At 64.6% G+C, this 23,501-nt stretch carries 25 protein-coding genes; 15 read left to right on the forward strand and 10 right to left on the reverse strand.

From position 1 onward, the window contains the following. Positions 1–13: 13 nt before the first annotated feature. Together groL and Q0C42_RS02885 are read right to left on the reverse strand one after the other, a co-directional pair. Positions 14–1,660, reverse strand: a complete 1,647-nt coding sequence (gene groL / locus Q0C42_RS02880; protein WP_295071684.1) for a chaperonin GroEL — start codon at positions 1,658–1,660, stop codon at positions 14–16. 39 nt (positions 1,661–1,699) lie between these two features. Then, positions 1,700–1,987: a co-chaperone GroES gene (locus Q0C42_RS02885; RefSeq protein ID WP_295071686.1), complete on the reverse strand. Its 288-nt coding sequence runs from the start codon at positions 1,985–1,987 to the stop codon at positions 1,700–1,702. A 182-nt stretch (positions 1,988–2,169) separates the two neighbouring features. Here Q0C42_RS02885 and Q0C42_RS02890 point away from each other — a divergent pair, with 182 nt between their 5' ends. Genes Q0C42_RS02890 through Q0C42_RS02900 form a run of 3 tightly spaced genes read left to right on the forward strand, consistent with a single transcriptional unit; the run spans position 2,170 to position 4,759 of the window. Continuing rightward, positions 2,170–3,171: a TraB/GumN family protein gene (locus tag Q0C42_RS02890; RefSeq protein ID WP_295071689.1), complete on the forward strand. Its 1,002-nt coding sequence runs from the start codon at positions 2,170–2,172 to the stop codon at positions 3,169–3,171. Beyond that, on the forward strand, positions 3,168–3,905 hold the full coding sequence (locus tag Q0C42_RS02895; RefSeq protein ID WP_295071692.1) for an MBL fold metallo-hydrolase: 738 nt from the start codon (positions 3,168–3,170) through the stop codon (positions 3,903–3,905). Before Q0C42_RS02890 ends, Q0C42_RS02895 begins: the two co-directional genes overlap by 4 nt. Next, a complete protein-coding gene (locus Q0C42_RS02900; protein ID WP_295071695.1) occupies positions 3,869–4,759 on the forward strand; it encodes a DMT family transporter in 891 nt (296 codons plus the stop codon). The genes Q0C42_RS02895 and Q0C42_RS02900 overlap by 37 nt, the downstream gene beginning before the upstream one ends. Before the next feature lie 39 nt (positions 4,760–4,798). On the opposite strand, the gene Q0C42_RS02905 is transcribed toward Q0C42_RS02900, so the two are convergent. Next, on the reverse strand, positions 4,799–4,960 hold the full coding sequence (locus Q0C42_RS02905) for a hypothetical protein (protein ID WP_295071697.1): 162 nt from the start codon (positions 4,958–4,960) through the stop codon (positions 4,799–4,801). A 294-nt stretch (positions 4,961–5,254) separates the two neighbouring features. On the opposite strand from Q0C42_RS02905, the gene Q0C42_RS02910 reads away from it, so the two are divergent. The 8 genes from Q0C42_RS02910 to Q0C42_RS02945 all read left to right on the forward strand — a co-directional run bounded on the left by Q0C42_RS02910 (position 5,255) and on the right by Q0C42_RS02945 (position 12,352). Then, positions 5,255–6,172: a manganese-dependent inorganic pyrophosphatase gene (locus Q0C42_RS02910; protein ID WP_295071699.1), complete on the forward strand. Its 918-nt coding sequence runs from the start codon at positions 5,255–5,257 to the stop codon at positions 6,170–6,172. A gap of 105 nt (positions 6,173–6,277) precedes the next feature. Next, complete coding sequence (locus tag Q0C42_RS02915; RefSeq protein WP_295071701.1) at positions 6,278–7,168, forward strand: TIGR01459 family HAD-type hydrolase; 891 nt, start codon at positions 6,278–6,280, stop codon at positions 7,166–7,168. Between the two features lie 118 nt (positions 7,169–7,286). After that, a complete protein-coding gene (locus tag Q0C42_RS02920) occupies positions 7,287–7,730 on the forward strand; it encodes a MaoC family dehydratase (protein WP_295072816.1) in 444 nt (147 codons plus the stop codon). 36 nt (positions 7,731–7,766) lie between these two features. Next, the gene (locus Q0C42_RS02925; protein ID WP_295071703.1) at positions 7,767–8,690 is read left to right on the forward strand and encodes a bifunctional riboflavin kinase/FAD synthetase; all 924 of its coding nucleotides are present in this window, start codon (positions 7,767–7,769) and stop codon (positions 8,688–8,690) included. Positions 8,691–8,729: 39 nt separating this feature from the next. After that, positions 8,730–9,182, forward strand: coding sequence for a YcgN family cysteine cluster protein (locus tag Q0C42_RS02930; RefSeq protein WP_295071705.1), 453 nt, complete (start codon positions 8,730–8,732; stop codon positions 9,180–9,182). After that, entirely contained in the window at positions 9,182–10,198 is a 1,017-nt protein-coding gene (locus tag Q0C42_RS02935; protein ID WP_295071708.1) for a low specificity L-threonine aldolase, read from the forward strand. Before Q0C42_RS02930 ends, Q0C42_RS02935 begins: the two co-directional genes overlap by 1 nt. A gap of 113 nt (positions 10,199–10,311) precedes the next feature. After that, positions 10,312–11,331, forward strand: coding sequence for a ribose-phosphate pyrophosphokinase (locus Q0C42_RS02940; RefSeq protein ID WP_295071711.1), 1,020 nt, complete (start codon positions 10,312–10,314; stop codon positions 11,329–11,331). A 151-nt stretch (positions 11,332–11,482) separates the two neighbouring features. Continuing rightward, on the forward strand, positions 11,483–12,352 hold the full coding sequence (locus Q0C42_RS02945; protein ID WP_295071713.1) for a phosphatase PAP2 family protein: 870 nt from the start codon (positions 11,483–11,485) through the stop codon (positions 12,350–12,352). Here the strand turns inward: Q0C42_RS02945 and Q0C42_RS02950 are convergent. From Q0C42_RS02950 to Q0C42_RS02975, 6 genes are all read right to left on the reverse strand, one after another. After that, entirely contained in the window at positions 12,349–12,696 is a 348-nt protein-coding gene (locus Q0C42_RS02950) for an H-type lectin domain-containing protein (protein ID WP_295071715.1), read from the reverse strand. The two genes, Q0C42_RS02945 and Q0C42_RS02950, sit on opposite strands and share 4 nt — an antisense overlap. Positions 12,697–12,817: 121 nt before the next feature. Next, the gene (locus tag Q0C42_RS02955) at positions 12,818–13,210 is read right to left on the reverse strand and encodes a F0F1 ATP synthase subunit epsilon (protein ID WP_295071717.1); all 393 of its coding nucleotides are present in this window, start codon (positions 13,208–13,210) and stop codon (positions 12,818–12,820) included. 9 nt (positions 13,211–13,219) lie between these two features. After that, positions 13,220–14,662: a F0F1 ATP synthase subunit beta gene (atpD, locus tag Q0C42_RS02960; protein ID WP_295071720.1), complete on the reverse strand. Its 1,443-nt coding sequence runs from the start codon at positions 14,660–14,662 to the stop codon at positions 13,220–13,222. A 20-nt stretch (positions 14,663–14,682) separates the two neighbouring features. Further along, positions 14,683–15,549 carry a F0F1 ATP synthase subunit gamma gene (locus tag Q0C42_RS02965; RefSeq protein WP_295071722.1) on the reverse strand — a complete coding sequence of 289 codons (867 nt, stop codon included), beginning with the start codon at positions 15,547–15,549 and terminating at the stop codon, positions 14,683–14,685. A gap of 18 nt (positions 15,550–15,567) precedes the next feature. Beyond that, positions 15,568–17,106: a F0F1 ATP synthase subunit alpha gene (gene atpA, locus Q0C42_RS02970; protein WP_295071724.1), complete on the reverse strand. Its 1,539-nt coding sequence runs from the start codon at positions 17,104–17,106 to the stop codon at positions 15,568–15,570. Next, entirely contained in the window at positions 17,106–17,666 is a 561-nt protein-coding gene (locus Q0C42_RS02975) for a F0F1 ATP synthase subunit delta (RefSeq protein ID WP_295071727.1), read from the reverse strand. Before Q0C42_RS02975 ends, atpA begins: the two co-directional genes overlap by 1 nt. Before the next feature lie 410 nt (positions 17,667–18,076). Here Q0C42_RS02975 and Q0C42_RS02980 point away from each other — a divergent pair, with 410 nt between their 5' ends. Next, the gene (locus Q0C42_RS02980; RefSeq protein WP_295071729.1) at positions 18,077–18,622 is read left to right on the forward strand and encodes a L,D-transpeptidase; all 546 of its coding nucleotides are present in this window, start codon (positions 18,077–18,079) and stop codon (positions 18,620–18,622) included. A gap of 152 nt (positions 18,623–18,774) precedes the next feature. Here the strand turns inward: Q0C42_RS02980 and Q0C42_RS02985 are convergent, their stop codons facing one another. Further along, positions 18,775–19,545 carry a methyltransferase domain-containing protein gene (locus tag Q0C42_RS02985; protein ID WP_295071732.1) on the reverse strand — a complete coding sequence of 257 codons (771 nt, stop codon included), beginning with the start codon at positions 19,543–19,545 and terminating at the stop codon, positions 18,775–18,777. A gap of 61 nt (positions 19,546–19,606) precedes the next feature. Between Q0C42_RS02985 and Q0C42_RS02990 the strand changes: the two genes are divergently transcribed. The 3 genes from Q0C42_RS02990 to clpA all read left to right on the forward strand — a co-directional run bounded on the left by Q0C42_RS02990 (position 19,607) and on the right by clpA (position 23,272). After that, on the forward strand, positions 19,607–20,029 hold the full coding sequence (locus Q0C42_RS02990; RefSeq protein WP_295071734.1) for a GFA family protein: 423 nt from the start codon (positions 19,607–19,609) through the stop codon (positions 20,027–20,029). Continuing rightward, the gene (gene gloB, locus Q0C42_RS02995) at positions 20,030–20,794 is read left to right on the forward strand and encodes a hydroxyacylglutathione hydrolase (protein WP_295071737.1); all 765 of its coding nucleotides are present in this window, start codon (positions 20,030–20,032) and stop codon (positions 20,792–20,794) included. It abuts the gene before it with no gap. A 159-nt stretch (positions 20,795–20,953) separates the two neighbouring features. Continuing rightward, entirely contained in the window at positions 20,954–23,272 is a 2,319-nt protein-coding gene (clpA, locus tag Q0C42_RS03000; RefSeq protein WP_295071739.1) for an ATP-dependent Clp protease ATP-binding subunit ClpA, read from the forward strand. Positions 23,273–23,501: the final 229 nt, after the last annotated feature.

Below are 23,501 nucleotides of genomic sequence, written 5' to 3' on the forward strand. Positions count from 1 at the left end.
TGGTTGGCGTGGATCAGAAGTCCATGCCGCCCATGCCGCCGCCGCCCATGCCGCCACCGGCACCGGCGCCCGACTTGGGCTCCGGACGATCAGCGATCATCGCTTCGGTGGTGATGAGGAGCGAGGCGACCGAAGCCGCATCTTCCAGAGCCGTCCGCGTCACCTTGGCCGGGTCGATCACACCGAAGGCGAACATGTCGCCGTACTCTTCGGTCTGCGCGTTGAAGCCAAAGGTCACGTCGTTCGATTCGCGGATCTTGCCCGCGACGACAGCGCCGTCGACGCCAGCGTTCTCGGCGATCTGGCGCAGCGGAGCTTCCAGCGCGCGGCGCACGATGGCGATACCCGCGTTCTGGTCGCTGTTCGCGCCGGTCATGCCTTCCAGCACCTTGCCAGCCTGGATCAGAGCAACACCGCCACCGACGACGATACCTTCCTGAACGGCCGCACGGGTCGCGTTCAGGGCGTCATCGACGCGGTCCTTGCGCTCTTTCACTTCGACTTCGGTCATGCCGCCGACGCGGATGACGGCAACGCCGCCAGCCAGCTTGGCCACACGTTCCTGCAGCTTTTCCTTGTCGTAGTCCGAGGTGGTTTCCTCGATCTGCGCGCGGATCTGGCCGACGCGGGCTTCGATCTCGGCCTTGTTGCCAGCACCGTCGATGACGGTGGTGTCGTCTTTCTTGATGATGACCTTCTTGGCACGGCCCAGCATGTCCAGCGTGACATTCTCAAGCTTCATGCCCAGATCGTCGCTGATCACCTGACCACCGGTCAGAATGGCGATGTCCTGCAGCATGGCCTTGCGACGGTCGCCGAAGCCGGGGGCCTTGACGGCAGCGATCTTCAACCCGCCACGCAGCTTGTTGACGACCAGCGTGGCCAGAGCCTCGCCTTCGACGTCTTCAGCCACGATGATCAACGGGCGCTGCGACTGAATCACGGCTTCCAGCAACGGAACCATCGGCTGCAGCGACGAAAGCTTCTTCTCGTGCAGCAGGATGTAGGCGTCTTCCAGCTCGGCAACCATCTTGTCGGCATTGGTCACGAAGTAGGGCGACAGGTAGCCACGGTCGAACTGCATGCCTTCGACGACGGTGGTTTCCGTCTCCAGGCCCTTGTTCTCTTCGACGGTGATGACACCCTCGTTGCCGACCTTCTGCATCGCGTCCGCGATCTGACGACCGATTTCCGCTTCGCCGTTGGCCGAGATGGTGCCGACTTGCGCCACTTCAGCGCTGTCCTTGACGGGGCGCGAGGCGGCCTTGATGGCAGCGACGACCTTGGTCACGGCCAGATCGATCCCGCGCTTCAGGTCCATCGGGTTCATGCCGGCGGCAACGGCCTTGAGGCCGTCCTTGATGATGGCTTGCGCCAGCACGGTCGCGGTGGTGGTGCCGTCGCCGGCCTCGTCATTGGTGCGGGAAGCGACTTCCTTCACCATCTGCGCGCCCATGTTCTCGAACTTGTCGGCAAGCTCGATCTCTTTGGCAACGGTCACGCCGTCCTTGGTGATGCGGGGCGAGCCGAACGACTTGTCGATCACCACGTTGCGGCCTTTGGGGCCGAGGGTCACTTTGACAGCGTCAGCCAGAATGTTCACGCCGCGCAGCATGCGGTCGCGGGCGTCGGTGTCGAATTTGACGTCTTTAGCAGCCATTATGATAGCTCCTTGAATGGGTTACGGATGCGGACAAGCTCAGGCGATAATGCCGAGGATGTCGCTTTCCTTCATGATCAGCAGGTCTTCGCCGTCCAGCTTCACTTCGGTGCCCGACCATTTGCCGAACAGGACGCGGTCGCCAGCCTTGACCGACGGGGCGATCAGCTCGCCCGAATCCTTGCGGGCGCCTTCGCCCACGGAAATGATCTCGCCCTCAGCGGGCTTTTCCTTGGCGGAATCCGGGATGATAAGCCCGCCCTTGGTCTTGTCTTCGCCTTCGATGCGACGAACCAGAACGCGGTCATGCAGTGGTTTGAAAGCCATCTGGGGTACTCCCTTGAGTTTCCAGGTTTGATCTTGATTAGCACTCAGCTTGCCCGAGTGCTAACGGCTCTCAGGTAGGCGATGCCCTAGCGTGAGTCAACACCCCTGACCCGGCTTTTCGCTTTGCCTTTCTGCCTGCCGATGCCACGATGCGGAGAACCATCCAAGCCTCGCAAGGTCGCATGTCCCGTCTTCTCTCCGCCATCTCGGCCCTCGTCCTCACCTGCCTGCCCACGGCCCCGACCTGGGCCATGTGCGCGGGCAGCAACCTCTTTGCCGAGATGGATCCGGTCCAACGCGCCGAAATCGAGGCCGCCACCGCTGCGGTCCCATTTGCGTCGGGCAATTTCTGGCGCGCGACCCGGGGCGATCAGGTCATCACCATCGCCGGGACCTACCACTTCGACGACAGTCGCCACGCCTCGAACCTCGCCGCACTTGCCCCGCACATCACTGCAGCGACCGCCGTTCTCGTCGAAGCTGGCCCCGACGAGGAAAAGGCCCTCATGGCGCATATCGCCAAGGACCCCTCGACCATGGTCATCACCGAGGGTCTTCCCCTGAACCAGCGCCTCCCGCCCGAGGTCTGGGATCCTCTGTCCGAGGCCCTGTCCGACCGCGGCATCCCGCCCTTCATGACTGCCAAGTTCCAGCCCTGGTACGTGTTGACGCTCCTGTCGATCCCGCCCTGCGCGATGGCCGGAATGACGGAAAAGCCCAAGGGTCTGGACGGCGCGGTGATCGACACCGCCCTGGAGGCTGGCGTCCCGGTCCGGGGCCTTGAACCCTTCGACACCCTCTTCACCATCTTCGACAGCATGACGCCCGAAGAACTGACCGAGATGCTGGTCTCCACCCTGTCCATCGAGGACATGAGCGAGGATTACTTCACCACTCTTGTCGACAGCTACTTCGCCGGCGACAGCCGCCAGGCGTGGGAGCTGATGCGCTTTCTCAGCTATGACATGCCGGGCTATACCCGCGAGCAGATCGACGCCGACTTCGCCCGGATGGAGGAACTCGTCTCCTCCTCGCGCAACCGCGCCTGGATTCCGGTGCTGACCGAGGCCGCCGCCCAGGGTCCCGTCTTTACCGCCTTCGGCGCCCTGCACCTGTCTGGAAAGGACGGCGTGCTGAACCTGCTGCAAAAGGAAGGCTTCACCCTGGAAGAGTTGCCCCTGTGATCCTTCCCGGCAAGATCGCCCGCCTTTACATCCTTGATCTCGGCCTCTTCGACGTCCGGGGTGGAGAGCGCATAATCGGCATCCCGGCCTACCTGATGCAGACCGACCGGGGCGCGAACATCCTCGTGGATACCGGCTTTCCGCCCGAATACCTGACCGACCCCGACCGCGCCGACAAGGACGGCCTCCCCCGCTTTGGCCGCCTGATCGACTTCAGCGCCGACCAGACCGCAGAGGGCGCGCTGGCCCTTCTGGGCCTTGCGCCCGCCGACATCGACCTCGTCATCCTGACCCACGGCCACATCGACCACGTCGGCTCCCTGCCCCTGTTCGCCCACGCGCCCATCGTCCTCACCACCCGCGAGCGGGCCGAGCCTGCGCCGCTCTACTTTGGCAACACCCGCCCGATCCCCTGGCCCGACGCCACCTACCACTGCATCGACGCCGACACCCCGGTCTGCGAGGGCCTGACCCTCATCCCCACCCCCGGCCACACGCCCGGCCACCTGTCGGCCCTTGTCGACCTGCCCGATGGCCGCCGCGTGATCCTGGCCGCCGACGCCATCAACCGCGCCTCCGAACCCGACGAGGCTTTCGCCGATTCGATGGACCCCGCCGCCTCGCAGGCTTCCGCCGCCCGCCTCATGGCCCTGATGACCCCCGGCGCGACCCTCATCTACGGCCACGAGCCAAGCCAATGGCCGGTGCTTCCCAAAGCCCCGCAACCGTTGTGACAGCCCACCGCCAGGGCATCCTGATGCTTCTCGGTGCGACGCTGGCCTGGAGCACCTCCGGCCTCTTCGCCCGCGCCATCACCGTCGACACGCCCACGCTGATCCTCTGGCGCGGACTTGCCGGCGCGGCAGGCCTCATGGTCGTCCTGTGGTGGCTGAAGGGGGCCGAGGGTTTCCACGATTTCCTCCGCCTCGGTCGGGCGGGCTGGGCCTACGCACTCTTCTCCGGCCTTGCGATGCTCCTCTTCGTCGGCAGCCTGCGGAATACCTCGATCGCCCATGTCGCCATCATTTACGCCACGCTCCCTTTCGTCGCCGCCTTCCTTGGCTGGCTGATCCTGAAGGAAACGCCTGGCCGCGCCGGTATCCTTGCCGCCGCCCTCGCTTTGGCCGGGGCCGCGGTCATGGTCGGCCTTGGCAACGACGGTGCGCTTCTGGGGGACCTCATGGCCTTCGGCATGGTCCTCGCCGTCGCCGGGATGATCCTGATCGCCCGCGGCCATCCCGACGCCCCAATGCTGGCCGCAGGCACGCTGTCCGCCATCTGGGCCCCGCTGGCGATGGTCCCGTTCTCGACCCTCTCCGGGATCGACGGCCCGAACATCCTGCTGATGATCGCCTTCGGCCTGATCAACTCCACCCTTGGCTTCGCGCTTTTCGTCATCGGCTCGCGCCATACCACGCCGGTCGAAACCGCCCTCATCGGCGCGCTGGAAACCGCGCTGACCCCGGTCTGGGTCTGGCTGATCTTCCTTGAGACTCCGACCACCCCGACCCTGATCGGCGGAGCGATGGTGATGGCAGCCTCGCTAGGCCATATTCTCTGGACGGCCCGACAACCGGCCCCGGCCTGACCCGGAACGGGGGCGCCCGGTCAGGTGCCCCCTCCCCTGTCACCGCTGCCCCGACTTGCCGGGGATCATCCCCCGCTTCGGCACCAGCTTCAGGCTTTGCGGCCCCTTGGTCGCCTTCAGCGCCGCGGGGTCGAACCCCTTGGCCTTCGGCAACGGCTTCAATCCCGCCAAAGCGGGCTTTCCAGTCTTCGTGTGCGGCATGATCTGCCCCTGTCTTGGAAATGGCTGTCAGCCGGTCATGAACCGGCGCGAACGGCACTCAAGCCGAAACGGTCTTGTCCATTCTCAGGGCACTCCTTGGTCGAAGGGCTTTCGTCCGGGCCGGATCACCGACCCCGCTCGCGGCCCCCACGGGGGCGTCAGGCTGTCTTGTCCATCGCGCTGCACTCCTCTGCCAAGGCGGCAATTATGCCACGAACACCCCCGCGTGACAATCCGTGCGGTCCGGCCTATACCGCGCCCGAACCGTCCCCCAAGCGTCCAAGGGCACCAAAAATGACCACCCTCGTCTTCGGCCACAAATCCCCCGACACCGATTCCACCGGCTCGCCCATCATCTGGGCCTGGTACCTGTCCGAAACCGGTACTCCGGCGAAACCCGTCCTGCTGGGCGAGCCGAACACCGAAGCCGCCTTCGTGCTGCGCCATTGGGGTCTGGAGAAGCCTGCGATCATCCAGGATGTCACTGCCGACGACTCCGTCGTGATCGTCGACACCAACAACCCGGCGGAACTGCCGCCCTCGATCAACGAGGCGAAGATCCAGGGCATCATCGATCATCATATGCTGGTCGGCGGCATCAAGACGAAGAACCCGATCGACATCACCATCCGCCCGCTCGCCTGCACCGCGACCATCATGCACGACCTGATGGGCGACACGCTGGCCAAGGCACCGAAGCACATCAAGGGCGCGATGCTGTCCTGCATCCTGTCCGACACGCTGGAATTCCGTTCGCCCACCACCACGCCGCACGACCGCGCCGTGGCGGAAAAGCTGGCCGCCGACCTCGGCGTCTCGATCCCCGACCTTGCCGCAAAGATGTTCGAGGCCAAGTCCGACGTCTCGGCCTTCTCGGATGCCGAACTCCTTCGCATGGATTCCAAGGAATACACCGTCGCCGGGAAAGAGCTGCGCGTGTCTGTGCTGGAAACCACCGCGCCCAAGGTAGTCCTTGACCGCAAGGACAGCCTGATGCGCTCGATGGAAGGTGTCGCAAAAGAGGACGGAGCAGACCAGGTGCTGCTGTTCGTCGTGGACATCATCCGTGAGGAAGCGACGCTTCTTGTCCCGAACGATCTGGTCAAGCAGATGGCCGAAGCTTCCTTCGGTGCCAAGGTGACCGGCGATACCGTCGTTCTTCCGGGGATCATGAGCCGCAAGAAGCAGATCATCCCGGCGCTGAAGCTCTGATTTGACGCTGTTGCGCAACCGTCCGTGCATACGCGCGTATGCATGGACGGAATACGCGGTGTAGACGGACCGTAGACCGCTGGTTTTGCTTCGAAAGGGCCACCAATGACCGAGATCATCCGCTCTCTGGCAGACCTGACCGGCCGCTACGACGCCGTCTTTTGCGACCTCTGGGGCTGCCTGCACAACGGCAAGGCGGCGTTCCCGGCCGCCGTCGCGGCCCTGCAGGGCTTCCGCGCGACGGGTGGCAAGGTCGTTCTCCTGACCAACGCTCCGCGGCCCAAATCCAGCGTGATCAAGCAGTTGGACGCACTTGGCGTGCCCCGCGACGTCTGGGACATCGTGGTCACCTCGGGCGACGCCGCGCAGATGGCGATGCTGACGGGGGCCGTCGGGCGGAAAGTCCACCACATCGGCGCGCCCAAGGATGAAGTTTTCTTCACCGATTTCGCCGAGGATATCGCTGCCTTCGCAACCACCCAGCCCCCGATCACCCGCGTCCCCCTCAACGAGGCCGAGGGCATCGTTTGCACCGGCCTTTTCGACGACATGACCGAGACTCCCGATGACTACCGCGCCGCACTTCTGATGGGAAAGACCCTTGGCCTGCCGATGCTTTGCGCCAATCCGGACATCATCGTCGATCTTGGCGACAAGCGGCTCTACTGCGCCGGCGCGCTGGCTCAGGCCTATGAAGCGATGGGTGGCGCCACCCTCTACTTCGGCAAGCCCCATCCCCCGATCTACGACCTTGCCCGCCGTCGCCTTGCCGACGCCGGCGCTTCCGCCGACCCGCAGATCCTGTGCATCGGCGACGGGATTTCGACGGATATTCAAGGCGGTATCTCGGAAGGCCTCGACACGCTCTTCATTACCGGCGGGCTAGAGGCGGCCCAGTTCGGCGCTGACGTCGAAACTCCCGATGCCGGGAAACTGGCGGCATGGCTGACCTCGCGGCAGCTTTCCGCGACCTTTGCGATGGGCCGCCTGCGCTGACGGCGCGGTAACTTTCGGTCCTATTTTCCGATGTAATTGAACAATTATTGCGCGACGGATTGTGCTGCATCGCAGCATGTGCTAGTGTCACGCGATGACCGGAAGGGATTCGAACCCAATGCTCGACAACATGCCGCGCGGCACGATCTGCATCGAAGACATCGAAATCGGCATGTCCCGCCACCTCATGAAGGTGGTAACCGACCGGGATATCGAGCTTTTTGCCGAAGTCTCCACCGACCGGAACCCCGTCCACCTGGATGAACAATACGCCCAGGACACCATTTTTGAGGGCCGGATCGCCCACGGCATGCTCACCGCTGGCCTCATCTCCGCCGTCATCGGCGAACAGCTTCCGGGCCACGGCACCGTCTATCTTGGCCAAAGTCTGAAGTTCATGGCCCCCGTCCGACCCGGCGACATGGTCCGGGCCGAGGTCACCGTGACCGCTATCGATCACGCAAAGCGCAGGGTGACCCTTGAAACCTTGGCCTCGGTGGGTAAAACCGTTGTCCTGAAGGGTGAAGCGCTGGTTCTGGCGCCCAGCCGCAAGTTCGACTGACGGTATACGGGCACTCTGGGGCCCGCAAAGGGCAGGATGCAGCAGCACTTTCACTGGCAGGGCCTACCCGTGCAGGCCCGCGGCGCCTCCGTCGCGATGGGCAATTTCGACGGCGTGCATCGTGGCCACCAATCGGTGATCGACCTTGCCCGCGGCACTGCACCCCTTGGCATCATCACCTTCGAGCCGCACCCGCGCCAGTTCTTCGCGCCCACAAGCCCGGCCTTCCGCCTGATGAATGCCGAAGCCCGCGCCAACCGCCTGGCCCGTCTTGGGGTCCAGCACCTCTACCAGCTTCCCTTCGACGCAACCCTTGCCGGCCTGACCCCCGATGCCTTCGTCACCGACGTCCTCCACCAGGGCCTCGGCATCAGCCACGTCGTGGTTGGCGCCGACTTCTGCTTCGGCAAGGGGCGCTCGGGCAACGCGGACGACCTTGCAAACTTCTGCACGCAAAGAGGAATCCGCACCACAATCGCCCCCCTCGTCGCCGACAACGGCACCGAGATTTCCTCGACCAACATTCGCCGAGCCTTGACCGATGGCCGCCCGCGCGACGCCGCCGCGATGCTGGGCCATTGGCACCGGATCGAGGGCGAGGTCCTGCATGGCGAAAAGCGGGGGCGCGAACTTGGCTATCCCACCGCCAACATGTCCGTCGATGGCCTGCACCTGCCCAGGATCGGGGTCTACGCCGTGCTGGTCGATATCCTGACCGGCCCCCACAAGGGCAGCCACCACGGCGTAGCCAGCCTTGGCGTCCGACCAATGTTCGGCGAAAACCGCCCGAACCTTGAAACCTTCCTCTTCGACTTCAAGGGCGACCTTTACGGCCAGCACCTGTCGATCGCTCTGGTCGACTACCTCCGTCCCGAGTTGAAGTTCGACGGCCTTCCCGCGCTGATCACCCAGATGGACGCCGACAGCGCCCGCGCCCGCTCGATCCTTGCCGCGCTGTAGCCCCTTCCCTTTTCCGGCTTGCCGCCCCAGGTTGGCCGCATGACCCAACTCCGCCCCCGCTTCTGGGAAACCGTTCCCCTGACCAAGATGACGCAAGCCGAATGGGAGGCCCTGTGCGACGGCTGCGGCAAGTGCTGCCTGAACAAGCTGGAGTATGAGGACACCGGCGAAGTCGCCTACACGCGCGTCGCCTGCCGCCTGTTCGACGGCGACACCTGTCAATGCATGGATTACCCGAATCGGAAGATGCACGTGCCGGAGTGCGTGGTCCTGACGCCCAAGACCCTGCCGAAGATCGCCTACTGGATGCCCTCGACCTGCGCCTACAAGCTGCTGTTCCACAAGAAGCGACTGCCGGACTGGCACCCCTTGCTGACCGGCGATCCCAACAGCACGCATACTGCCGAACAGTCCATCAAGGGACTCACCCTGTCCGAACTCGACGTCCCCGAGGATGACTGGGAAGATTATCTGATCGAGGAAACCCCCTGATGCGCTTTGCTTCCGACAACACCTCCGGCGCGGCCCCCGAGGTCATGGCCGCGATCCTCAAGGCCAACGAGGGCTATGAGCGCAGCTATGGCTCCGACGCCGCGATGGAGCGGGTGACCGAACTGGTGCGCGAGCTGTTCGAGGCTCCGCAGGCCGAGGTCCGCCTTGTCGCGACCGGCACCGCCGCCAATGCGCTTGCCATCGCCACCCATGTCCAGCCCTGGGACGCGGTCTTCTGCCACCGCCTCGCCCACATCGCCGAAGACGAATGCAACGCACCCGAGTTCTACTCTGGCGCCAAACTGGTCCTTGTCCCCGGCGAGCACGGCAAGATCACCCCGGATACCCTGGGCCAGGCCCTTGCCACCACCGGCGAAAGCGGTGTCCACGGCGTCCAGCGCGGGATGCTGTCCCTGACCAACGTCACCGAGGCCGGGACCGTCTACACGCCCGCCGAGATCGCCGGACTGACCGCGATGGCAAAGGCGAAGGGCCTGCCCTGCCACCTTGACGGCGCGCGGTTTGCCAATGCGCTGGTCGCCACCAACGCGACCCCGGCCGAGATGACCTGGAAGGCCGGCATCGATGTGCTTTCCCTTGGCGGCACGAAGAACGGCTGCCTTGGGGTGGAAGGCGTCGTCCTCTTCAACCCGGACAAGGCCTGGGAGCTGGAGCTCCGTCGCAAGCGCGGCGGGCATCTCTTCTCGAAGCACCGTTTCCTTTCCGCCCAGATGGAGGCCTACCTCACCAACGGCCTGTGGCTGCGACTTGCCGCCCATGCCAATGCGATGGGTCAGCGACTGGTGCAGGGACTGCGGGATCGTCAGGCCCATGTCCCGCCGGCAGATGCCAACATGCTTTTCCCCGAATGGGGCGTCGGCCACCACGACCGGCTCGAGGCGGCGGGTGCCGCCTATTACCGTTTCAACGCCCCCGAAGGCCGGGAACGCGCCAGGCTTGTCGCCAGCTGGTCCACCACGGAAGCCGATGTCGACCGTTTCCTCAACGCCTTCTGACCCATTTGCTGCACATGCCATGAAATTCGCGCGTTTAGCGGTGGCGGACGTTTGCAACCGCTATGGCTGGTGATAAGCGACAGGCATTCCGAATCCGCTGCCACGGAGCCGCCATGCCCGCAGTCACCGAACCGAAGCTCATCGCCGGGAACGCAAACCTTTCGCTTGCCAAGTCCATCGCGCGCCGAATGTCGATGCATCGGGGGATGAGCGTCAGCCTCGTCGAGGCCCGGGTCGAGCGGTTCAATGACCAGGAAATCTTCGTCGAGGTCTTCGAGAACGTCCGCGGCGAGGACATGTACATCATCCAGTCGACCTCGAACCCGGCGAACGACAACCTGATGGAGCTTCTGATCATGACCGACGCCCTGCGTCGGTCTTCTGCTTCCAGGATCACCGCCGTGATCCCCTATTTCGGATACGCCCGTCAGGACCGCCGCGCCAAGGCCCGCACGCCGATCACCGCGAAACTGGTAGCGAACATGATCGCCGAAGCGGGTGTCGACCGCGTGCTGACGCTGGACCTGCACGCCGCGCAGATCCAGGGCTTCTTCGACATCCCGGTGGACAACCTCTACGCCTCGCCGGTCTTTGCGCTGGACATCGAACACCAGTTCCGCGGCCAGATGCAGGACCTGATGGTCGTCTCGCCCGATGTCGGTGGCGTGGCCCGCGCGCGCGAGCTTGCCAAGCGGATCAACGCCCCCCTCGCCATCGTCGACAAGCGGCGCGAAAAGGCGGGTGAAGTGGCCGAGATGACCGTGATCGGCGACGTGAAGGGCCGCAAGTGCATCATCGTCGACGACATCTGCGACACCGCCGGCACGCTGTGCAAGGCCGCCGAAACGCTGATGGAGGCCGGCGCTGTCGAAGTGCACAGCTACATCACCCACGGCGTCCTTTCCGGACCGGCGGTCGAGCGCGTGCAGAACTCGGTCATGAAGTCGCTGGTGATCACCGACAGCATCGAGGCGACCGAGAAGGTGAAAGCGGCAGGCAACATCCGCATCGTCCCGACCGCACCCATGTTCGCCCAGGCCATCCTCAACATCTGGGGCGGAATGTCCGTTTCCAGCCTGTTCGAAACCGACACCCTGGTCCCGATCTACGAAGGCCTCTACCAGCGCAGTTGAGCCTCTGATTTGCGCTTCTATTGCCATAAAGTCTGCGCAATGGCCCTGTAGCTCTGCGATTGTTGCAGGTTCGGGGCAAGTCAGCATGTGGTCTAAAGCCGAAACGCAAGGTCCGGGCGCCTATCTCCGTCTCCTGGGGTCCGAGCGTCAGATGCTTGTCTTCATCGCGGCCGTCGGGCTCTTGGCCGTGGCGCTGGCCCTTGTTCTGCAAAGACAGGTGAACTGGTCCCCCTTCGTCGGCGGCTACGCCGCGACGTTGGGTCTTGCCGCCATAGGCGCCTACGTGCGGCATGTGAAAGCCTCGCCGCGCATGGCGCTCGCGCTGGTCGGTGTGGCGATCTTCACCGGCTTCACGGCGGTGTCGTCGATCTTCATCTTCACGCTTTTCCCGCTGGCCAACCCGCTGATCGACCCGATCCTGATCCAGGTCGACCAGACGCTTGGCTATCACTGGCCCGGCCTGATTGCGTGGCTGGCCGACTATCCGGTGGCCGCGAAGGCTCTGGGCTATGTCTACCACTCCTCGCTGATCCAGGTCCTCCTGACCATCGTCCTGCTCGCCGCCCTCTCGCGCGAACTGGCGTTGCACCGTTTCCTTCTCGTCGGCATCGTCACGCTGATCATCGCCGTCGCGATCTGGTGGGTCGTGCCCAGCGTCGGACCCTCGGCCTTTCAGGAGATTCCCGAAGCGCACCGACTGGCGACCGGCCTCTACTACAGCCCCGCCTATGGCGATTATCTGCGTACCCTGGCCGAGGTTGGGCCGCCGGTGATCACCCCCGAGGTCATCACGGGCGTGGTCGCTTTCCCGTCCTACCACATGATCATGGCGCTTCTGGTGGTCTGGTTCACCCGCGGCACCTTCGCCTTCCTGCCCGCCGCCCTCGTCAACACCGCGATGATCCCTGCCACCCTCTCGCATGGCGGGCACCACCTGATCGACCTGGTCGGGGGGCTGGCCGTCTTTGTGCTGGGTGTCTGGATCGCCAACCGCTTGATCCGGCACGAGCCCCAGCCCTAGGCCACGTCCCAGTCGTCCTCGTCACGCGCCTGGCCGATGGCCATCCAGTCCGCCCGGATACGCGCGATGCGGGTGTCAGCCCAGGTTCGGAACACGATCTCGAAGCCCTTTGCGGTGATGTTCTCGGCCGAGATGTCCGCGCGACTGTTTGTCTGGTGGTCGATGTCCCACATCGAGATCCCCACCGTCACGATGGGCGCGGCCACGAAAGGCTCTCTGAACTCCTGCGCCTGTCGGACTTCCCGGGGGCCGGACCCTGTCCACATCGCACCATCGTGCGCGTAATCCGAGAACAGGATCGTCGACCCCTGTTCGATGCCAATCGGACCCTTGAACCGTCGCATAAGTAACCTGACACCCAGACCCAACCGAACCATGCTTTAGAATTCGGTGAAAGTCATTGAAAAGACGAAAGGCCCCGGTTGTCCGGGGCCTTCCTGCATTCCTTCGCAACCTGGGCGTGGGTCAGATCCCGGCCTGGGCCCGCATCGCGTAGAGATCGGCCACCGCCTGGTCTGCAACGTCCTTGTTCGGGTTGACCGCAGCCGCCTCGCAGGCGTCGGCAACCAGCGCGTCCAGTTGCGCCCCGGTCATCTCGTCCAGCGGAACCGCCTGTTCGGCCAGGACCGAAACGCCCGTGGCGCTGATCTCGGCGAAACCGCCGGTCACGACATAGGCCTTCATGCCCTCGGCGCTGACGACCTTCAGAAGGCCCGGCCGCAGCGAGGTGATGGTGGCCGCGTGGCCCTCCATCGCCGTCAGATCGCCCATCGCACCGGGGATCTGGACCTCGGTCGCCGGATAGGACGCAAGGCGCCGCTCCGGGCTGACGAGGTCGAATTGAACCGTGCTGGCCATCTTGCCCCCTTACGCCGCAGCTGCCGCGAGTTTGGCAGCCTTGGCTTTCACTTCGTCGATGTCGCCGACCATGTAGAAGGCGGCTTCCGGCAGGTGGTCGTATTCACCTGCAACCACGGCCTTGAACGACTGGATCGTCTTCTCCAGCGGCACCTGCACGCCGGGCGAGCCGGTGAACACTTGCGCCACGTCGAAGGGCTGCGACAGGAAACGCTGGATCTTCCGGGCGCGGGCCACGGTCAGCTTGTCCTCTTCCGACAGTTCGTCCATGCCAAGGATGGCGATGATGTCCTGCAGCGACTTGTAGCGCTGCAGCATCCCCTGCACCGAACGGGCGACGTCATAGTGCTCCTGCCCCACGACCAGCGGGTCAAGGATACGGGAGGTGGAGTCGAGCGGGTCCACGGCCGGGTAGATCCCCAGTTCCGAGATGGCGCGCGACAGAACGGTCGTGGCGTCAAGGTGGGCGAAGGACGCGGCCGGTGCCGGGTCGGTAAGGTCGTCGGCCGGAACGTAGATGGCCTGAACCGAGGTGATCGAGCCCGCCTTGGTCGAGGTGATGCGTTCCTGCAGCTGACCCATGTCGGTCGCCAGCGTCGGCTGGTAGCCCACGGCCGATGGGATACGGCCGAGAAGAGCCGACACTTCCGAACCCGCCTGGGTGAAGCGGAAGATGTTGTCCACGAAGAACAGCACGTCCGTTCCCGACTGGTCGCGGAACTGTTCTGCGATGGTCAGGCCGGTCAGCGCCACGCGGGCACGAGCCCCCGGAGGCTCGTTCATCTGGCCGTACACAAGCGCCACTTTCGACTTCGACAGGTCGTCGATGTTGATGACGCCGGATTCGATGAATTCGTGGTAGAGGTCGTTGCCCTCACGGGTCCGCTCGCCCACGCCGGCGAACACGGAATAGCCCGAGTGCACCTTGGCGATGTTGTTGATCAGCTCCTGGATGAGAACCGTCTTGCCCACGCCCGCACCTCCGAAGAGGCCGATCTTGCCGCCCTTGGAGTAGGGGGCCAGAAGGTCGATGACCTTGATGCCGGTTTCCAAAATCAGAGCGTCGGTCGCCTGTTCCGAGAAGGTCGGCGCCGGCTGGTGGATGGCGCGCTTTTCAGTGTGGACCACCGGGCCCTTTTCGTCGATCGGGTCGCCAATGACGTTCAGGATGCGGCCAAGGGTGCCGTCGCCCACCGGAACCGAGATCGGCAGACCAAGGTCCGCAACCACGGCGCCGCGGACAAGACCTTCGGTCGCGTCCATCGCGATGCAGCGGACGGTGTTCTCGCCCAGGTGCTGGGCAACTTCCAGGACCAGACGCTTGCCGTTGTTGGTGGTTTCCAGCGCGTTCAAAATCGCGGGAAGCGCGCCATCGAACTGCACGTCGACGACGGCGCCGATGACCTGCGTCACCTTGCCGGCGCCTGCGGATGCTTTCGGGGCTTTTGCCATTGTCTTCTACTCCGGGTTCGTCAGAGCGCCTCGGCGCCCGAAATGATTTCGATGAGTTCCTTGGTGATCGCGGCCTGACGGCTCCGGTTGTACTGGATCGTCAGTCGGTTGATCATGTCGCCGGCGTTGCGGGTCGCGTTGTCCATGGCGGACATCCGCGCGCCCTGCTCCGAGGCACCATTTTCCAGGAGAGCGGTGAAGATCTGCGTCGCGACGCCGCGCGGCAGCAGGTCGGCAAGGATCGCCTCTTCCGAGGGTTCGTAATCATACAGCGCCGTGGCGCCGGTGCTTTCGAACTTGGCCGGGATGACCTGCTGAGCCGTCGGGATCTGGCTGATGACCGACTGGAAGCGGTTGTAGAAGATCGTCACCACATCCGCTTCGCCAGCCTCGAAAGCCGCCATGACCTCACGTGCGACGGCCTGCGCATTGGCATAGCCCACGCGCTTCACCTCGCTCAGGTCGACATGGCCGACGAAGCTGCTCGCCCAGTCGCGCTTCAGCTGCTCGCGGCCCTTCTTGCCGACGGTGAGGATCTTCACCGTCTTGCCCGCCGCCACCAGCTCGTTCGCCCGCAGGCGGGCCAGCTTGACGATCGACGAGTTGAAGCCGCCGCAAAGGCCACGTTCGCTGGTCATCACGACCAGAAGGTGCACCTGATCCTGACCGTTTCCGGCCAGAAGCTTCGGTGCGCCTTCTCCCGTGCCGACACCGGCCGCGAGGGCCGACATCACCGCCGTCATCCGCTCGGCAAAGGGCCGTGCGGCTTCGGCAGCTTCCTGGGCGCGGCGCAGTTTCGCCGCCGCGACCATCTGCATCGCCTTCGTGATCTTGCGCGTGTTCTTCACGCTTCCGATCCGGTTCTTGAGGTCCTTGAGGCTGGGCATCTGCCTGTTCTCTCAGGCTCAGCCGAAGGTCTTGGCGAAAGCGTCGAGTTCCGCACGGATCGCCTTCTCCAGATCGCCCGCCACTTTGCGGTCGTTCTTGGTGATGTCCTCCAGCAAACCCTTGCCCGCCGACCGCAGGTGGCGCAACAGGCCCGACTCGAACCGGCTGACGTCCTTGACCGCGATCTTGTCCAGATAGCCCGAGGTGCCCGCATAGATCACGACGACGATCTCGGCGTTGGTCATCGGCGAGTACTGGTTCTGCTTCATCAGCTCGGTCAGACGCGCGCCGCGGTTCAGAAGCTGCTGGGTCGAGGCGTCAAGGTCGGAACCGAACTGCGCAAAGGCCGCCATTTCGCGGTACTGCGCCAGTTCCAGCTTCACCTTGCCGGCAACCGACTTCATCGCCGAGGTCTGGGCGCTGGAACCCACGCGCGACACCGACAGACCGGTGTTCACGGCAGGACGGACGCCCTGGTAGAAGAGTTCCGTTTCCAGGAAGATCTGGCCATCGGTGATCGAGATCACGTTCGTCGGGATATAGGCCGACACGTCGCCCGCCTGGGTCTCGATGATCGGCAGCGCGGTCAGCGAACCCGAACCGAAGTCGCTGTTCAGCTTGGCCGAACGCTCCAGCAGACGCGAGTGCAGGTAGAACACGTCGCCCGGATAGGCTTCACGCCCCGGCGGACGGCGCAGAAGAAGCGACATCTGGCGGTAGGCGACGGCCTGCTTGGAAAGGTCATCATAGATGATCAGCGCATGGCGGCCGTTGTCGCGGAAGAATTCCGCCATCGCGGTCGCCGAATAGGGCGCCAGGAACTGCATCGGGGCTGGGTCCGAAGCGGTGGCAGCGACGACGATGGTATAGGCGTCCGCGCCGGTTTCCTGCAGCTTCTTCACCAGCTGGGCGACCGTCGACCGCTTCTGCCCGATGGCGACGTAGATGCAGTACAGCTTCTTCGATTCGTCCGAACCGGCGGCGTCGTTGTAGGCCTTCTGGTTCAGGATCGTGTCCAGTGCCACGGCGGTCTTGCCGGTCTGGCGGTCGCCGATGATCAGTTCGCGCTGGCCGCGGCCAACCGGGATCATGGCGTCGATGGCCTTGAGGCCGGTCGCCATCGGCTCGTGCACCGATTTGCGCGGGATGATGCCCGGAGCCTTCACGTCGGCGATGCGGCGCTCGGTCGCGGCGATCGGGCCCTTGGCGTCGATCGGGTTGCCCAGAGCGTCGACGACGCGGCCCAGAAGGGCGTTGCCGGCCGGCACGTCCACGATGGACTTGGTGCGCTTGACGGTGTCGCCTTCCTTGATGTCCTGGTCGGACCCGAAGATAACGATACCGACGTTGTCGACTTCAAGGTTCAGCGCCATCCCGCGGATACCGCCGGGGAATTCCACCATCTCGCCGGCCTGGACGTTGTCCAGCCCGTGGACGCGGGCAATCCCGTCACCAACCGACAGCACGCGGCCAACTTCGGCCACTTCCGCATCCTTGCCGAAGTTCTTGATCTGCTCCTTGAGGATCGCAGAGATTTCAGCAGCCTGGATTCCCATCACCCAACCTCTTTCATTGCATTTTGCAGGGCCGCGAGCTTTGCCTTGACCGAAGTGTCGATCATGGTCGAGCCCAGCTTGACGACCAGACCGCCGATAAGGGATTCATCGACGGTCGTTTTCAGTTTCACGGTCTTGCCGACGCGGGCTTTCAGCGTCTCGGCAAGCTTGTTCGATTGTGCGGCCGACAGGGCGCGCGCGGCGGTGACCTCGGCGGTCATTTCGCCCTTCTCCTCGGCGATCATGTCGGCAAGCTGGGTGACCAGTTGCGGCAGCACGAAAAGGCGGCGCTTGTCCGACATCAGCGCCAGAGTGTTCGACATCAGCATGCTCAGGCCAAGCTTGGCGGCAATCGCGGCGATGACCCGGCCCTGGTCGTCCCGGCTGACCACCGGCGAGGCGATCACGTCCCGAAGCTCTGCACTGGCGGCAAGAGTCTCGGACAGCGCCGTCGCGTCAGACTCCAGGGCCTGCAGCGCGCCGCTTTCCTTTGCCAGATCGAACAAGGCCGACGCGTAGCGCGCGGCGATGCCCAGAGAGATCGAAGCTGGTTCTGACACGTCAACCCTTCCGCTGTCCTGTGCCCCGGGCTCTTGCGAACCGGGCGTCCCTTTGGCGCATACCTCGACAATCGTCTGGGCGGCACCATCCGTCGCGGGGTCCTTAGCAGAGGCTTTCCCACCCCGCAACCGGGTTGCACACGGTTTCTTGAGCCCGCGGACAAGCCAGATTGTCGCTGTTGGCGCAAACACAGCGAAGGTGGCGCCTGACATACTTGGCCGCGGCGTTTCCTCATCATGCGATCTTGATCGGAAACCGGGACGAAAAGACCGCGTCCCAGAAACGGACCGCCCAGATTCGGCGCTTTCACATCGGCTCACATAGGCGTCAGACGCGCCTCCCGTCGCTTGACCCTATCGCCTTCAGCCCGGAGGGTGCGTCCCAACCGAGACAGCGAAAGGCCAGCAACATGACCATCTCCCGACGCGGACTTCTGGGCGCGGCCCTCGGAGCAACCGTCCTCGGCACGGCAGCACGCGCCGACACGCACGCCGTCAGCAACAACATCTCCAGCTTCGCCATGCAGGACTGGCGCGACCATTTCCCGAACCTGGGCCGCGCCACCATTGTCGCCGACACCACATCGCGCGCCCTGCACTTCTGGAGCGCGGATGGCGCGGATTACCGCATCTTCCCGACCTCGGTCCCGATTTCCGACGAGCTGACCAAGCGCGGCTTTACCGAGATCGTCCGCAAGAAGGTCGGCCCCAGCTGGACCCCCACCGCCTCGCAGATGGAACGCTACCCGGACTGGAAACCCATCGGCCCCGGACCTGAAAACCCCTTGGGTACCCACGCGATGTATCTGTCCTGGCCCGCCTACATCATACACGGCACCCACGACACGCGGAAGATCGGCCGACGGTCCTCGGACGGCTGCATCGGTCTTTTCAACGAGAACATCGCGCAGCTGTTCGAACTGTGCCCCGTCGGCACCCAGGTCCGGGTGATCTAGGGGTGGGCGGATCGCCCACCCTACCCCTGCGCTCCGGATCATCTGCCTGCGCGGCCGCCCTCGAGTCCGCTTGGCCGTTCCCCCGCCCGTCGCCGACCGGCGCATGGTGGGCGATCCGCCCACCGTCCGGCACGGATCACCCGTGCAAGCCGTCAGTCGCCAATGTCCCCACATTTCGCGCGGTTCAACGCCGGTTTCGCGCTGCCCACCCCCTCCAGCACCCGCAGCGGTTTCTTCACCGCCGCCCGCAGCCCGCCCTGGGTCGGCGCATAGACCTGCTTTGACGCCTCGACCATCAGCACGCCACCCGCAAGCCAGGGCATCCGCCGCCCGACCCCCTCCCAGAAATCGGCCGAGCGCAGCCAGAACGGCGTGCTGGACGGCGGGGCGAAAAGGACCGAGCAGCTGCGCTCCGGCGTGAACCCGTGGCGCTTCAGCTGCGCCTCCAGCTGCGCCACCGAATACGGCCGCCCAAAGCCGAAAGGCGTCGCATCGCGCCTGGACCACAACCCCGCCCGGTTCGGCACGATGAACAGGGCACGCCCCCCCGGCCCCAGCACCCGGGCGGACTCCTCCAGCACCGCCGAGGGATTTTCGGAGGTCTCCAGCCCGTGCATCAGCACAAGCCGGTCAACAAGACCCGTCGGCAGCGGCCATGCCGTATCCTCGCAAAGAACGCTCACATTCTCCATGCCCGCCGGCCAGGGCATCACGCCCTGCGGCCCCGGCATCAGCCCCACGACCCGCCGCGCCTCGGTCAGATAGGGCCGCAGCAAGGGCACCGCGAAGCCAAACCCCGCCACCGTCTCGCCAGTCTTCGAAGGCCACAGCCGCACGACCTGATCCCGGATCGCCCGCTGCGCCACACGGCCCAGCTGGGTACGGTAGTAGAAATTCCTCAGGTCCAGCACATCAAGATGCATTGCACAGCGGCTCCGCCGGGGTCAGATTGGCCGGATCATACGCACATTGCAGCCCCAGACCATGCCCGAAACCGCTCCGCCAGCCGAACGAGTGGCCTCCTGCGAATGCGGGGCGCTGAGCCTTCATGTCACCGGCGATCCGGTCCATGTGCACGGCTGCACCTGCACCCGCTGCCAGCGCAGCACCGGCAGCGTGATGAAACTCTCGGCCTGGTTCGCCGAGACCGGGGTCCGCATCGACGGCCCCTTCACCACCTGGACCTACAGCACGCCGGAAGACCCCACCCGCACTGCCTGCTTCTGCCCAACCTGCGGTGGCGGGCGCTTCTTCCGCTCTGGCGACTACCTGCGCGGCACCATCGGCATCGCCGTCGGCGGCTTTGCCGATCCCGCCTTCCCGGCCCCCGATCACATCCACTGGTGGCCTGACCGCCCGCACTGGCTGGGGCATCCCCTCGGCCCGACCCTTCTGGAGGGCAACTGAATGCTGGACCTCGTCACCATCCCCTGTCTCACCGACAACTACGCCTACCTCATCCACGACCCCGACACCGGCCAGACCGCCGTCATCGACGTGCCCGAGCCGGGCCCGGTCCTCGCCGCTCTGGACGCCCACCACTGGCGACTGACCGACATCCTGATCACCCATCACCACGATGATCACATCCAGGGCGTCGACGCCCTGCGCGCCCGGACCGGCGCGATGGTCCTTGGCGCCAGCGCCGACGCCCACCGCCTGCCCCGGCTCGACGTTGCACTGGACGCCAACTGCAGCTTCTCGGTCGGCCGCGAGACCGCCCGCGTGATCGAGGTCCCCGGTCACACCATCGGCCACATCGCCTTCCACTTTCCCGAAAGCCGCCTTCTGTTCACCGCCGACAGCCTGATGGCCGGCGGCTGCGGGCGGCTCTTCGAAGGCACCGCCCGCCAGATGCACGCAAGCCTCGCGAAACTCGCCCAGCTTCCGCCCGAGACCCTGGTCTGTTCGGGCCACGAATACACCACCTCGAACCTGCGCTTCGCTTTGACCCTTGAACCCGACAATCCGCAGCTTATCTCACGCGCTGCCGAGGTCGCATCCTTCCGCGCCCAAGGCCGTCCCACCGTGCCTTCGTCGCTTGCGACCGAGCTGGCGACGAACCCCTATCTGCGGGCCCACCTGCCCGCCCTGAAGACAGCAGTCGGCCTGCCAGATGCCGATGATGTCACCGTGTTTGCCGAAATCCGGGCCAGAAAAGACAAGTTCTGACCCTCTCATATCACAATCGGCGTGATGATCCGGGGGAAACCCCAAAATCTGGAAGATTGCGCTTGAAGTGCGGTGAAGAAAACCGAACTTTAAGCTTATGAGGCCACGGTCAGTATCGGGCCCGGGCGCCCGGCTGACCTGCAGGACAGGAGCACTGAAGTGCCATCGTTTTCGACCACGCTTGAACAGGCAATCCACAGCGCTCTGGCCCTGGCCAACTCGCGCCGTCATGAACTCGCCACGCTGGAGCATCTTCTGCTGGCCCTGATCGAAGAACCCGACGCAGCCCGCGTGATGAAGGCCTGCGCCGTAAATCTGGAAGACCTTCGCAAGACCCTGACCGACTTCATCGACGACGACCTGTCGACGCTGGTGACCGATGTCGAAGGCAGCGAAGCCGTCCCCACCGCCGCTTTCCAGCGCGTGATCCAGCGCGCGGCGATCCACGTCCAGTCCTCGGGCCGCACCGAAGTGACCGGCGCGAACGTCCTGGTCGCGATCTTTGCCGAACGGGAATCCAACGCCGCCTACTTCCTGCAGGAACAGGACATGACCCGCTACGACGCGGTCAACTTCATCGCGCATGGCGTGGCGAAGGACCCGTCCTACGGCGAAGCCCGCCCCGTTCAGGGCGCGGACGAACCGCATGAGACGCCCAAGGCCGAGGCTGGCGAAGCCAAGGAATCGGCGCTGTCGAAATACTGCGTCGACCTGAACGTGAAGGCCCGCAAGGGCGACGTCGACCCCCTCATCGGCCGCGAGCCCGAGGTGGAGCGTGCGATCCAGGTCCTCTGCCGCCGCCGCAAGAACAACCCGCTTCTGGTGGGCGACCCCGGCGTCGGCAAGACCGCCATCGCCGAAGGTCTCGCCCGCAAGATCGTCAACGGCGAGACGCCCGAGGTTCTCTCCAAGGCCACGATCTTCAGCCTCGACATGGGCGCGCTTCTGGCTGGCACCCGCTATCGCGGCGACTTCGAGGAACGGTTGAAGCAGGTCGTCAAGGAACTTGAAGACCATCCCGACGCGATCCTCTTCATCGACGAGATCCACACCGTGATCGGCGCCGGCGCGACCAGTGGCGGCGCGATGGATGCGTCCAACCTTCTGAAACCCGCGCTGCAGGGCGGCAAGCTGCGCTGCATGGGGTCCACCACCTACAAGGAATTCCGTCAGCACTTCGAAAAGGACCGGGCGCTTTCCCGTCGCTTCCAGAAGATCGACGTGAACGAGCCTTCAGTCCCGGATGCGATCAAGATCCTGATGGGTCTGAAACCGCATTTCGAAGAACACCACGACCTGAAATACACCAACGACGCGATCAAGTCGGCGGTGGAACTGGCCGCGCGCTACATCCACGACCGCAAGCTGCCGGACTCGGCGATCGACGTGATCGACGAAGCTGGGGCCGCACAGCATCTTCTGTCCGACGCCAAGCGCCGGAAATCGCTGGGCGTGAAAGAGATCGAGGCTGTGGTCGCCAAGATCGCCCGCATTCCCCCGAAGACCGTGTCGAAGGACGACGCGGAAACCCTGCGCGATCTGGAAAAGACGCTCAAGCGCGTGGTCTTCGGTCAGGACAAGGCGGTCACCGCGCTCTGCTCGGCCATCAAGCTGGCGCGTGCCGGCCTGCGCGAACCGGAAAAGCCCATCGGAAACTACCTCTTCGCCGGGCCTACGGGCGTCGGCAAGACCGAGGTGGCAAAGCAGCTCGCTTCGTCCCTTGGCGTGGAACTGATCCGCTTCGACATGTCGGAATACATGGAAAAGCACGCCGTTTCCCGTCTTATCGGCGCGCCTCCGGGCTATGTCGGCTTTGATCAGGGCGGCATGCTGACCGACGGCGTGGACCAGCATCCGCATTGCGTCCTTCTCCTGGACGAAATGGAAAAGGCGCACCCGGATGTCTACAACATCCTGCTGCAGGTGATGGACCACGGCAAGCTGACCGACCACAATGGCCGGACGGTGGACTTCCGCAACGTGATCCTGATCATGACCTCGAACGCGGGCGCGCGGGAGCAGTCGCAATCCGCCATCGGCTTTGGCCGCGAACGCCGCACCGGGGAAGATACCGCCGCGATCGAGCGGACTTTTACGCCCGAATTCCGCAACCGTCTGGACGCCGTGATCAACTTCGCCCCCTTGGGCAAGGAAGTCATCATGCAGGTGGTCGAGAAGTTCGTGCTGCAACTCGAAGCCCAGCTGATGGACCGCAACGTCCACATCGAGCTGTCGCCGGAGGCTGCCGCCTGGCTCGGTGAAAAGGGCTACGACGAGAAGATGGGTGCGCGTCCCTTGGGCCGTGTGATCCAGGAGTACATCAAGAAGCCCCTTGCCGAAGAGCTTCTGTTCGGCAAGCTCGTCAAAGGCGGCGTGGTGAAGGTCAAGACCAAGGATGACGCCATCGTCCTCGATATCGAAGAACCCGCCAAGCCGCGCCTCACCGGCCAGAAGCCCCCGCTTCTGACCGCCGAGTAAGGCATCACAAGACAGCAAAGCCCCCGCCCTCACCGGCGGGGGCTTTCCTATGCGGTCCCGACCAATCGCGATGCTGGCCTTTCATCTTTGCCCAAATATCCCCGCCGGAGGCACTTCCCCTTGCGACGTCTTGTGGTCGCGGCACCCTCCGCGACGAGAAGACGAAGTCGCACGAGGAGCCGTCCCAAGGTTACAAAACCCTCGCCCGCGGAAGCCCTTGAAAAGGATG

The sequence above is a fragment of the Tabrizicola sp. genome, assembly GCF_022842145.1.
Classification (GTDB): domain Bacteria; phylum Pseudomonadota; class Alphaproteobacteria; order Rhodobacterales; family Rhodobacteraceae; genus Tabrizicola.